An 11,643-nucleotide genomic window follows, 5' to 3' on the forward strand; every position below is an offset into this window, starting at 1 on the left:
TCGCGCGCCATTGGATGCTATGAGCTTCCCTCCGCGGGACGACCGCAGATTCAGCCGAGGGAGTAGCCGGGATGACCAAGGGCGGAAACATGCTGAAGACGATAGGAGCAGCGCTGGCCCTGGTGATGCTGACAAGCGTCGGCGAGAACGCCATTGCTGCGCAGTGCGGCAACGGGCCGGGCGGCTTCGAAGCCTGGAAGCAGCAGTTCAGCGAGGAGGCGCGCGCCAAGGGCGTCGGACAGACCGCCGTCGGCGCGCTGATGCAGACCAACTACGCCAGCGCCACCATTGCCGCCGATCGCGGCCAGCGCAGCTTCGGCCTCTCGCTCGATCAGTTCCTGGCCAAGCGCGGTGCGGCCGCTATCGTGGCGCGCGGCCGGTCCATGAAGCAGTCGCATGCGGCGCTGTTCGCCTCGATCGAGCAGCGCTATGGCGTGCCGCCCGGACCCTTGATCGCGATCTGGGGCATGGAGACCGGGTTCGGCAGCCAGCGCGGCAATCAGCACATGCTGTCGTCGATCGCGACGCTCGCCTATGACTGCCGGCGGTCGGAATTCTTCACCGACCAGCTCTATGCGGCGCTCAAGCTGATCGACCACGGTCAGCTGTCGCCGTCGCAGCGCGGGTCGATGCATGGCGAGGTCGGGCAGACCCAGTTCATGCCGAAGACCATCCTGAACTATGGCATCGGCAATCTCGACAATGCCGCCAACGCGCTGACCTCGACCGCGAACTTCCTGCACGCCAATGGCTGGCGGGCCGGAGCCGGCTATCAGCCGGGCGAACCGAATTTTGCGGCAATCGAAGCTTGGAACGCGGCGGGCGTCTACCAGAAAGCGATCGCGCTGATGGGCCGCCAGATCGACGGCGGCGGTTCCGCCGCGGCGCGGTGAAGGTTGGATGGGCGTTGTAGTAGGTCGCGCGGAGTACGAGATACAAAGTCGGGTGGGCAAAGGCGCAGAGCGCTGTGCCAGAAAGTGGACACGCGTCCACGTTCACCTGCCCGTCGGCCTTCGGCGGACAGGTCGATTTGCCTACCAGTGCTCGATAGTATCGTCATTGCGAGGCGCGAAGCGACGAGGCAATCTAGGCCTTCGTGGCTCTTGATTGCTTCGCTTCGCTCGCAATGACGACCGAGAAAAAGAGCGGCGCTTCGTTTCCGAAGCGCCGCTCTCGTTATTGCAGTCGATCAGCTTCTGATCGCAGGGCTCATGCCTGCAGCTCGAAGCGGTCGAGGTTCATCACCTTGGTCCAGGCCGCGACGAAGTCCTTCACGAACTTCTCTTTGGCATCCGAGCTCGCATAGACCTCGGCGAGCGCACGCAGCTGCGAGTGCGAGCCGAAGATCAGGTCGGCACGAGTCGCGGTCCACTTGACCTCGCCGGTCTTGCGGTCACGGCCTTCGAAGGCATGCTCGCCCTTGTCCAGAGGCCGCCAGGCCGTGCCCATGTCGAGCAGGTTGACGAAGAAGTCGTTGGAGAGCGTCTCCGCCTGCTTGGTGAACACGCCGTGCTTGGAGCCGTCGGCGTTGGTGCCGAGCATGCGCATGCCGCCGACCAGGGCCGTCATCTCCGGCGCGGTCAGGGTCAGGAGCTGCGCCTTGTCGACCAGCAACTCCTCGCCTGACAGCCACTGCTTGCCGCTGAGATAGTTGCGGAAGCCGTCGGCCTTCGGCTCGAGCACCTCGAAGGACTCGACGTCGGTCTGCTCTTGCGAGGCATCGGCGCGACCGGGCGCAAACGGCACCTTGATCTCGACGCCTGCCTTTTTCGCCGCCGCTTCCACCGCAGCGTCGCCGCCGAGCACGATCAGGTCCGCGATCGAGACCTTCTTGCCGCCGGCTGCCGTTGCGTTGAAGTCCTTTTGGATGCCTTCGAGAGTCTGCAGCACCTTCGCGAGTTGGGCCGGCTGGTTGACCTCCCAGTCCTTCTGCGGAGCGAGGCGAACGCGCGCGCCATTGGCGCCGCCCCGCTTGTCGGAGCCGCGGAAGGTCGATGCCGACGCCCAGGCGGCCGAGACCAGTTGCGAAATCGAAAGCCCGGATGCGAGGATCTTGGCCTTGAGCGCCGCGACGTCGGTCTCGTCGATCAGCGGGTGATCGATCGGCGGCAGCGGGTCCTGCCAGACCAGGTTTTCCTTCGGCACCAGCGGGCCGAGGTAACGCGCCTTCGGGCCCATGTCGCGATGGGTCAGCTTGAACCAGGCGCGGGCGAAAGCGTCGGCGAACTGATCCGGATTCTCGTAGAAGCGACGCGAGATCTTCTCATAGGCCGGGTCGAACCGCAGCGCGAGGTCGGTGGTGAGCATCGACGGCGCGTGGCGCTTCGACGGATCGTGTGCGTCCGGCACCGAGTTGGCACCCGCGCCGTGCTTGGGCTTCCACTGGTGCGCGCCGGCCGGGCTCTTGGTCAGCTCCCATTCATAGCCGAACAGGTTCCAGAAGAAGTTGTTGCTCCATTTGGTGGGCGTAGAGGTCCAGATGACTTCAAGCCCTGACGTGATGGCGTCGCCGGCCTTGCCCGAACCATATTTGCTGGCCCAACCGAGACCCTGCTCGGCCATATCAGCACCTTCCGGCTCCGCACCGACCAACGAGGCATCGCCCGCGCCATGGGTCTTGCCGAAAGTGTGACCGCCCGCGATCAGCGCCACTGTCTCCTCGTCGTTCATCGCCATGCGGGCGAAGGTCTCGCGGATGTCGCGCGCCGCGGCCAGCGGATCGGGATTGCCATTCGGTCCCTCCGGGTTGACGTAGATCAGGCCCATCTGCACGGCGCCGAGATTGCCGGCGAGTTCACGGTCGCCGCTATAGCGTTCGTCGGCGAGCCACTTGCCTTCCGGCCCCCAGAAGATGTCCTCATCTGGTTCCCAGGTATCCGGGCGACCACCGCCAAAGCCGAAGGTCTTGAAGCCCATCGACTCCAGCGCGACGTTGCCGGTGAGGATGAAGAGATCGGCCCACGAAATCTTCTGGCCGTATTTCTGCTTGATCGGCCAGAGCAGCCGGCGCGCCTTGTCGAGGTTGGCGTTGTCAGGCCAGCTGTTGAGGGGGGCAAAGCGCTGCTGCCCGCGGCCGCCACCGCCGCGGCCATCGCCGATCCGGTAGGTGCCGGCGCTGTGCCAGGCCATGCGGATGAACAGCGGTCCGTAGTGGCCGAAATCGGCCGGCCACCACTCCTGCGAATCCGTCATCAAAGCCTTCAGATCCTTGATCACGGCATCGAGGTCGAGGCTCTTGAACGCCTTGGCATAATCGAATGTCTCGCCCAGCGGGTTGGAGAGGCTCGAATGCTGGTGGAGCACCGACAGGTTCAGCTGGTTCGGCCACCACTCCTTGTTCGTGAATCCCTTCAAGCCGCCCGAAAACGGGCACTTGCTGACGTCGTCCATTGTTGCCTCCTGCCGTGCTGTGGATGGTTTCCCCTAGCTTGGGTCGCAACACTCTATGAAACGCCAGCCATCAGGGGAAATCGATATTGATGATCAGAAGGGTAAGAAAATCTGATCATAATCGTGTGACGGTTCGTGCAGCTTCAGCGCGCGATTGTATCGCACCACAGCTTCACCGGAAAGGTTCTGGCGGACCTGCTGGGATGCTCGGTTGCCGCGCTGCGGGATGACCGATGCGAACAAACTCCCGCCTTGCCCGCTACTTGGCCGACATGACACGCTTGGCAATCGCCACGAAGCGTTCGGCGGCCGGCGACAGCCCGAAATCGGCGCGGCTCAATAGCGACACGTGCCGATGAATCGTCGGTTGAGACAATGGAATGGCTGCCAGGGTCGGAAATTGCGCCCTGGGCAGCATGTGCGCGGGCAGGATGCTGATGCCGGCACCTTCCGCGGTCAGCGCCAGCGCCGTCGTGATCAGCGACACTTCCAAAGCCGGTTTCAGCTCGCGTCCGGTTCGTGCCAGCGCCTCGTCGATCTGGCGGCGAATCCGGGTTCCGCGGCGCATCGTGATGAGGTCGGACTTGGCGATGTCGTCCCAGGTCAGCCGCCGGTGCTTCTCGAACCGGCCATCCTTGAGTCCGATCGCCGAGAGCGAGCTTTGCATCAGCGTCTCGATCCTCGCCTCCGATGTGCCATCGTTCTCGAAACTGCCGATGCCGAATTCGGCGCGTCCCGCCATCACGAATGCCAAGAGCTCGTCGGGCGCGACGTCGTGGAGGTCGATCCTCACGTCGGGATGACGGGATCGGTAGGTCGCGAGCACCCGGGGAAGCAGGGCGGAGGCCACGCCGGCCGAGACCGCGACCGCAACCCGGCCGGACTTGATCTCGGCAAGGTCGCGCATCCGCCGCGACAATCCCTGCGCGCCGGCGAGGATGCGTTCCGCGACCGGGATGGCCTCTCTGCAGGCGGCCGTCGGGTGCAATGCGCGCGTCGTCCGGTCGAACAATTTGAGCTGAAAATTCTCCTCGACTTGCCGGATCAGCAGGCTGATCGCCGATTGCGTCACGCGCAGTTCGGCCGCCGCCTTGGTGATGCTGCCGAGCCGATAGACGAGGACCAGTGCCTCGAGTTGCCGCAAGCTCGGACTCATAAGGTAACCTCATGAATTGATCAGAATTTTGTGGCTAATCGAAAGAGTCCAAACGTGCAACATATTTGCGACTCGATGTCATCGCCCCAGGGGTCATCGCCCAACGGCGCGCGCATCGGTCCAGAAACGACAAAAAACAAACGGGGAGGGAGATTTGGCGCAGGGGATCAATATCGGTCGCTATGTCGACGACCGTCCGCTTTCGGCATTCCAGGTCCGTGTCATCTGCTTGTGCGCGTTGGTGGTCGGGCTGGACGGCTTCGACGCCCAGGCGCTCGGCTTCGTCGCGCCGGCGCTCGGCAAGGACCTGCATCTGGCGCCCGGGGCCTTGGGGCCTGTGTTCGGTGCATCCCTGTTCGGTGTCATGGTCGGCTCGCTGCTGTTGGGCGCCTTGGCCGACTATTTCGGTCGCAAGTGGCTGGTCGTTGCCGGCGTCGTCGTCTTTGCGCTGGGGTCGCTGGCCACGAGCCAGGCCGGCAGCGTGTCCGATCTTGTGATCCTTCGATTTGTAACGGGCCTCGGTCTCGGCGGCGTCCTGCCCAACACCATCGCGCTGACCGGCGAATATGCACCGCAGCGCCGCCGGACCCTGCTGATCATGCTGATGTTCATGACGGTGTCGCTGGGGTCGGCGATTGGCGGATCGGTCGCGGCAAAGCTGATCACCGCCTATGGATGGCGGATCATCTTCGTGATCGGCGGTGTCCTTCCGCTCATTCTCTGTCCGGTCCTGATCGCATGGCTGCCGGAATCGTTGTCACTGCTCGCTCTCGACGGCAGAAAAAATGATCGGGTGCGCGCGCTGCTGATGCGCATCGATCCGTCGGCGAGCTTCCCCGCCGATGCGCGCTTCACGATCGTCGAGGAGAGCGGCAAGGGCTTTCTGCTGCCGCAGCTCTTCACCAAGCGTCGGCTCGTCCCGACGTTGCTGCTGTGGGTCATGTTCTTCATGAACATGCTCGACATCTACTTCCTTAACAGCTGGCTGCCGACCCTCGCGCATGGCGTGGGTCTTGACGTCCAGGCGGCGATCGCCGTCGGCGTGGCGTTCCAGCTCGGAGGAATGCTCGGCACGGTCGGGCTCGGATTGCTGATCGAACGGCTCGGCTTCGACCGCGTCCTGTTCCTGACCTATATTGCTGGCTTTGTCTCGATCGTCACGATCGGCTTTGCCGGAGCCGCATTGCCGATCCTCGTGCCAGCGGTCTTCGTCGCCGGGGTTGCGGTGATCGGTGGCCAGATCGGTTGCAATGCCTATGCAGCACGCGTCTACCCGACCTACATCCGGGGCACTGGACTCGGCTGGGCGCTCGGCATCGGCCGCTTCGGCTCCATCCTCGGCGTCACCATCGGCGGACTGATGCTGGCCGCGCAATGGAGCATCCCATCGCTGTTCCAGGCGAGCGCCGTGCCGCAGCTCTGCTCGGCCCTGGTCATGGTTGGCCTCGCACTTCTTGGCATGCGCCGGGGGGCGACAGTTTCCGAAGAGACACAACGTGGTGCGCTTTCGGTGCCCGAGCGGGCCTGAGGGCAAGCGAGAGAAGATGACATGACGAAAATTCAAACCCAGGTTCTCATCGTCGGCGCCGGTCCGGTCGGATTGACCGCGGCGATGGACCTCGCTTCGCGCGGCATCGACGTCGTTGTGGCCGAGATTCGCCGTGCTGGGGAGCCGCCCAACGTGAAGTGCAATCACGTCTCTGCGCGCTCGATGGAAGTGTTCCGCCGGCTCGGCATCGTGCGTGAGGTGCGGGAAGGCGGACTGCCGGCCGATTTCCCCAACGACTGCGCCTATCGCACCGCCGTCGTCGGGCGTGAGCTCACGCGTATCCCGATTCCATGCCGCGCGGACCGCTACACGGCGAGCGGTGGGCCGGACACGGATTGGCCGACGCCCGAGCCGCCGCATCGCATCAACCAGATCTATCTCGAGCCGATCCTGTTCGCCTGTGCCGAGGCGAGACCTGGGATCAGGATCCTCAATCGTGTGCAGATCGAGCACTTCGACCAGGGCGCAGACGGCGTGGTCGCGCGGGCGCGCGATCTCGAGGCGAACCGGGACATCACCATCGCCGCCGACTATCTGATCGGCTGCGACGGCGGCCGCTCCACGGTGCGCAGGTTGATCGGATCGCGCCTCACGGGCACCGATGTCGTGCAGCGCGTGCAGTCCACCTATATCCACGCGCCGGCCCTGAAGGACCTGATCACCCAAAAGCCGGCCTGGATGACCATGTCGCTCAATCCGCGCCGCTGCGGCACCACCGTCTCGATCGACGGCCGCGACAACTGGCTGATCCACAACCACCTCGCGGCGGAAGAGCTCGAATTCGACAGCGTCGATCGCGATTGGGCGCTCCGCACCATCCTCGGCGTCGACGATCGTTTCCAGTACGAGATCATCAGCAAGGAGGATTGGATCGGCCGCCGCCTGGTGGCCGATCGTTTCCGCGAAGGTCGCGCCTTCATTTGCGGCGATGCCGCGCATCTGTGGATTCCCTATGCCGGCTACGGCATGAATGCCGGCATTGCCGATGCCGTTGATCTCTGCTGGATCCTCGCCGGCGTGCTGCAGGGATGGGCGAGCCCCGCGTTGCTCGATGCCTATGAGGCCGAGCGCCAGCCGATCACTGAGCAGGTATCGCATTTCGCGATGAACCACGCCCTTGCCGTGATGAGTCAGAGAAAGGCGGTCCCTGCCGAGGTCGAACTCGACGGTCCGGTCGGTGACGCCGTGCGCAGCAAGGTCGGTCAGGCTGCCTACGATCTCAACGTCCAGCAATATTGCTGCGCCGGCTTGAACTTCGGCTACTACTACGACCGCTCGCCGATCATTGCCTATGATGGTGAGACGCCGCCATCCTACAGCATGGGTTATTTCACGGCCTCGACCGTGCCCGGCGCCCGCGCGCCGCATGTCTGGTTGTCCAGCGGCCGCTCGCTGCTGGATGCGCTTGGCCCCGCCTATACGCTGGTCCGCTTCGATCGTGCGGTCGATGCGTCGCCGCTGGTGGGAGCGGCCGCCCGGTCGGGCGTTCCCCTGACGCTCCTCGATGTCGATCGCGCCGGTGCCGGCTTCGGCTTCCCCGAGAACCTGCTGATCGTCCGCCCGGATTCGCACATCGCCTGGCGCGGCCAGCTCGCACCCGGTGAGCCCGATCGGTTGTTCGAGCGGCTGCGCGGTCTTGCGGCTCAGTCCGGCGCGGCGCGCCGCGACGAAGCCGTCCTGGCCTAGTTCCGACCATCGCAGCCGCCATGGCAAGCTACAGCACTGCGCACTACTTCCTCGAAGCCCTGGTCGATCTTGGCGTCGATTACATCTTTGCCAATCTCGGTACCGACCATGTCTCGCTGATCGAGGAGATCGCGCGCTGGGACAGCGAAGGGCGCCGGCATCCCGAGGTCGTCCTGTGTCCGCACGAGGTGGTCGCGGTCCACATGGCGGCCGGCTATGCGATGGCAACCGGACGCGGTCAGGCCGTGTTCGTCCATGTCGATGCCGGTACGGCCAATGCATGCATGGCGATCCAGAACCTCTTTCGCTATCGGCTGCCGGTCATGCTGTTTGCGGGCCGCGCTCCGTTCACGCTGCATGGTGAGCTGGCGGGTTCGCGCGACACCTATGTTCATTTCATACAGGATAGTTTCGATCCGGCCAGCATCGTACGCCCCTATGTGAAATGGGAATACACGCTGCCGTCCGGCGTGGTGGTGAAGGAGGCGTTGGCGCGCGCTGCGGCCTTCATGCACAGCGATCCGCCGGGACCGGTCTACATGATGCTGCCGCGTGAGACGCTCGCTGAGACCTGGGACGAGCAGGCAATGCCCGCTTATCCGCCGGCGCGCTATGGCAGCGTGAAGTCGGGAGGCATCGAGCCGGCACGTGCAGAGGCGGTGGCGGATGCGCTGATGGCTGCGGACGATCCGATCGCGCTGACGGCTTACCTCGGTCGCAACGCCGAAGCGGTCGCGGTGTTCGAACGGCTGGCGCTCGTCTGTGGGATCCGGGTTGTCGAGTTCAATCCGGTGACGATGAACATCTGTCATGACTCGCCGTGCTTCGCCGGCTCCGATCCGGCTGCGCTCGTGACCAATGCCGACCTCGGCCTCCTCGTCGACACTGACGTGCCCTTCGTTCCGCAGGCGCTGAAAGCGGCGGAGGCACTGCGCTGGATCCAGATCGACATCGATCCGCTGAAGGCCGACATTCCGATGTGGGGATTTGCGACCGACCTGCGCATCCAGGGCGATTCGGCGGTGATCCTTCGGCAGGTGCTGGAGATCGTCCTGGCGCGGGCCGATGAATCCCACTGGACGAAAGTGCGAGACCGGGTCGCGAGTTGGCAGCCCGCGCGCGCGGCCGCGCAGGCGAGGCGGACATCCGCGGCAGCCCGCAAGGGCGAGCCGGGTGCGATCAATCCCGCCTTTCTCTTCGCGCGCCTTCAGGCGCTGTTGTCGGAGGACGACATCGTTCTCAATGAGGCGGTCCGTAATGCGCCGGTGCTTCAGCAGCAGCTGCGCCGAACCAAGCCGCTGACTTATGTCGGTCTTGCCGGTGGCGGCCTTGGCTTCAGCGGCGGCATGGCGCTCGGGCTCCGCCTGGCAAATCCTTCGCGGCGGGTGGTGCAGATCGTGGGCGACGGCGCCTTCCATTTCGCCGCGCCGGATTCCGTCTACGCCGTGTCTCAGCAATACCAGCTGCCGATCTTCACCATTGTCCTCGACAATGGTGGGTGGCAGGCCGTGAAGGCGTCGGTTCAGCGCGTCTATCCGGACGGAACCGCGCAGCGAACTGACTCATTCCTGTCAAGGCTTCGCACCGGGCGTGAGGGGGAGCAGCGGCACTTCGCTGACGTCGCGCGCGCGTTTGGGGCTCATGGCGAGCGGGTCTCCGATCCGGACGAACTTGACGCGGCGATAGCTCGCTGCCTGGTCGCACTGGACGACGGCCGCGCCGCGGTCCTGCATGTCGATATCACCCCGCTCTGAAGCGGGGCGATCCATTTTACCGGTAAGGCGGAACTTGCTCCGCTCGACTGCTTGTCGACGACGGCTTGCTTTCCGCGAATGCTCGGCTGCGAATTAGTAGCATTCCGAGCTGTGAGGCGATGAACCATTTCGTTGTTTCGTAACTGCGCGTGGTGGCAAAAACCGCATGCGGCGCGTCGATCTTTGAACGGCCATTTCATTGACCGGCGTGTAGTTCGCGCCGATATTCAGCCTGCATCGCCGACCAGAGGTCATCGCATGACAGACAGCAGAACAGTGTATCGACATGCGCGCACGCGCAATGCCGGGCGCTGCTTCTCTGCGGCGACCGGTGCCTGTCGCTGATCAATACGATCAGCAAGCTCGATCCCAACACCACAGATCAGACAGGAGCGCCGTGCGGAAGCCGGCGAATGAGCCGCCATGTCCAGCGCCTACATCATCGAAGTCTACAATCGCACTGCCGGTATCGTCACACGGGACGAAGGTGGCTTCAGCTTCTTCTCCTCGGAACGCGCCTTCGACAGTCTCGAAGGCCGGCGCTTTCCCTCGGCACGCGATGCGGAAATCGCGGCCCGTGCATTGGCCAACTCCGGACGCGGACCCGCGCGCCGGCAACCGCTCTGAAATCCCTTCACTTCAACAAGGAACCAAAGGTCATGAGTTTTTACCGAGACTTCAACGACAAGCTGGCAATCGAGGCCTGGACGACAGCGCGGCGTGCACCTTACGAGACGATCCAGGTGCGGCAGCTCAGCCCGACGGTCGGCGCTGAGATCGGCGGTGTCGATCTCTCCAAGGACCTGTCCGACGCGCAATTTGCGGAGATTCGGCGCGCGCTCGACGAAAACCTCGCGATCGTCTTCCGCGACCAGGAGATCTCCAAGGAAGACCATAAGCGGTTCGCGCGGCGCTTCGGCAAGGGACTGCATCGGCACGAACTCGCGGCCACGCGCTTCCGTCACGACGGTCCGTTCGATCCAGAATTCCTGTCCTGGAAGACCGACAGAGATTCGCGCTTTACCGCCGGCGACGGCTGGCATCCGGACGTGTCCTGCGATCCAAGCCCGATTGCAGTCTCGCTGCTCCGCGTGACCAAGACGCCGCCGCTCGGCGGCGACACGGCCTTCGCCAACATGTATCTCGCCTATGAATTCCTGTCGGATCCGATCAAGCAGTTGCTCGATGGCCTGACCGCGATCCACGACGGCTCGCTCGCCTGGACGGCGGGCTATGGCGCCAAGCCGGATCCCGGCAAGACCTATCCGCAATCCGAGCATCCGGTGGTGGTGATGCATCCGCGCACGGGGCGGAAATTCCTGTACGTCAACGCATCCTTCACGTCGCATATCGTGCAACTGACCCGCAAGGAAAGCGACGCGCTGCTGCAGTTCCTGTTCCGCCATGTCGAAGGTCAGCTTGCGTTGCAGGCGCGCGTGCACTGGCAACCGAATTCGTTGCTGGTCTGGGACAATTGGGCAAGCCAGCACCATGCGGTGTGGGACTATTATCCGGAGGAACGCTGGGGCGAGCGCGTCTCGGTCGTCACCGGCGAGATACCTCAGGCGCGACTTGGACTCAGCGAGGCTGCGGAGTAGGCGGCGATTGAGAGGCGCGGAACCGGATCTGCGCCTCTCGATGCCGCTTGAATCGAGGCATGTCGATGCCTCAAGCCCCGGTGATGCGGGCAACCAGGAGGCGTGGAGCCGTCTCCGCAAATTCGTCGGCCATGTCGTAATAGCTGGCAGCCTCCGCCATCGTTGCGGCACGGATCTGCAATTGGCCGCCCGCGCCTAGACGCTTCGCTCGGCAATAATCGTCCAACGCTTGCAGCAGCCGTTCCGAACGCGCGAGCCGGCGCGCTCCGTCGTGGTCCGCGGCCTCGAAGGCAAATGCCGGCCGTCCGGCGATGTCGAGCACGAAGACCTGTGTGCGATGTAGGCACATGCGACCGCGACGTGGAATGTCAAAGCCGCCACACTAGGGATGTTGCCGCGGGCGTCAATGAAATGATCGCAACGAACTAAGCGAGGCCGCGCAACGATTATGCTGTCGATGCCTCCAGGCGTGGAAGCGATCCGTTCGGCAATTTCGCCAGAGATCGAAGA

9 protein-coding genes are annotated in these 11,643 nt (G+C 64.1%); 6 read left to right on the top strand and 3 right to left on the bottom strand.

Annotated features, from left to right (window positions below):
- Window positions 1-71 precede the first annotated feature (71 nt).
- On the top strand, window positions 72-893 hold the full coding sequence (locus QX034_RS18075; RefSeq protein ID WP_315701162.1) for a lytic murein transglycosylase: 822 nt from the start codon (window positions 72-74) through the stop codon (window positions 891-893).
- Between the two features lie 316 nt (window positions 894-1,209).
- Here QX034_RS18075 and katG read toward each other — a convergent pair whose 3' ends face one another.
- Both katG and QX034_RS18085 read right to left on the bottom strand, forming a co-directional pair.
- Complete coding sequence (katG, locus tag QX034_RS18080) at window positions 1,210-3,390, bottom strand: catalase/peroxidase HPI (protein ID WP_315701161.1); 2,181 nt, start codon at window positions 3,388-3,390, stop codon at window positions 1,210-1,212.
- 259 nt (window positions 3,391-3,649) lie between these two features.
- The gene (locus tag QX034_RS18085) at window positions 3,650-4,546 is read right to left on the bottom strand and encodes a LysR family transcriptional regulator (RefSeq protein ID WP_315701160.1); all 897 of its coding nucleotides are present in this window, start codon (window positions 4,544-4,546) and stop codon (window positions 3,650-3,652) included.
- A gap of 154 nt (window positions 4,547-4,700) precedes the next feature.
- On the opposite strand from QX034_RS18085, the gene QX034_RS18090 reads away from it, so the two are divergent.
- The 5 genes from QX034_RS18090 (at window position 4,701) to QX034_RS18110 (ending at window position 11,133) form a co-directional block, all read left to right on the top strand.
- Window positions 4,701-6,074 (top strand): MFS transporter, encoded by a 1,374-nt coding sequence (locus tag QX034_RS18090; RefSeq protein ID WP_315701159.1) that lies wholly within the window; start codon window positions 4,701-4,703, stop codon window positions 6,072-6,074.
- 21 nt (window positions 6,075-6,095) lie between these two features.
- Entirely contained in the window at window positions 6,096-7,781 is a 1,686-nt protein-coding gene (locus QX034_RS18095) for an FAD-dependent oxidoreductase (RefSeq protein ID WP_315701158.1), read from the top strand.
- A gap of 20 nt (window positions 7,782-7,801) precedes the next feature.
- Entirely contained in the window at window positions 7,802-9,535 is a 1,734-nt protein-coding gene (locus QX034_RS18100) for a thiamine pyrophosphate-requiring protein (protein WP_315701157.1), read from the top strand.
- 423 nt (window positions 9,536-9,958) lie between these two features.
- On the top strand, window positions 9,959-10,162 hold the full coding sequence (locus tag QX034_RS18105; protein WP_315701156.1) for a hypothetical protein: 204 nt from the start codon (window positions 9,959-9,961) through the stop codon (window positions 10,160-10,162).
- Window positions 10,163-10,194: 32 nt separating this feature from the next.
- On the top strand, window positions 10,195-11,133 hold the full coding sequence (locus tag QX034_RS18110; protein WP_315701155.1) for a TauD/TfdA family dioxygenase: 939 nt from the start codon (window positions 10,195-10,197) through the stop codon (window positions 11,131-11,133).
- A gap of 70 nt (window positions 11,134-11,203) precedes the next feature.
- Here the strand turns inward: QX034_RS18110 and QX034_RS18115 are convergent, their stop codons facing one another.
- Window positions 11,204-11,482, bottom strand: coding sequence for a hypothetical protein (locus tag QX034_RS18115; protein ID WP_315701154.1), 279 nt, complete (start codon window positions 11,480-11,482; stop codon window positions 11,204-11,206).
- Window positions 11,483-11,643: the final 161 nt, after the last annotated feature.

The sequence above is a fragment of the Bradyrhizobium sp. SZCCHNR3119 genome, assembly GCF_032487775.1.
Taxonomy (GTDB): domain Bacteria; phylum Pseudomonadota; class Alphaproteobacteria; order Rhizobiales; family Xanthobacteraceae; genus Bradyrhizobium.

Bases quoted from the DNA above. Each gene is read 5' to 3' on its own strand.
- QX034_RS18085 (WP_315701160.1), bottom strand. From the start codon at position 4,546: ATGAGTCCGAGCTTGCGGCAACTCGAGGCACTGGTCCTCGTCTATCGG.
- QX034_RS18115 (WP_315701154.1), bottom strand. From the start codon at position 11,482: ATGTGCCTACATCGCACACAGGTCTTCGTGCTCGACATCGCCGGACGG.
- QX034_RS18105 (WP_315701156.1), top strand. From the start codon at position 9,959: ATGTCCAGCGCCTACATCATCGAAGTCTACAATCGCACTGCCGGTATC.
- QX034_RS18110 (WP_315701155.1), top strand. From the start codon at position 10,195: ATGAGTTTTTACCGAGACTTCAACGACAAGCTGGCAATCGAGGCCTGG.
- QX034_RS18095 (WP_315701158.1), top strand. From the start codon at position 6,096: ATGACGAAAATTCAAACCCAGGTTCTCATCGTCGGCGCCGGTCCGGTC.
- QX034_RS18100 (WP_315701157.1), top strand. From the start codon at position 7,802: ATGGCAAGCTACAGCACTGCGCACTACTTCCTCGAAGCCCTGGTCGAT.
- QX034_RS18075 (WP_315701162.1), top strand. From the start codon at position 72: ATGACCAAGGGCGGAAACATGCTGAAGACGATAGGAGCAGCGCTGGCC.
- katG (WP_315701161.1), bottom strand. From the start codon at position 3,390: ATGGACGACGTCAGCAAGTGCCCGTTTTCGGGCGGCTTGAAGGGATTC.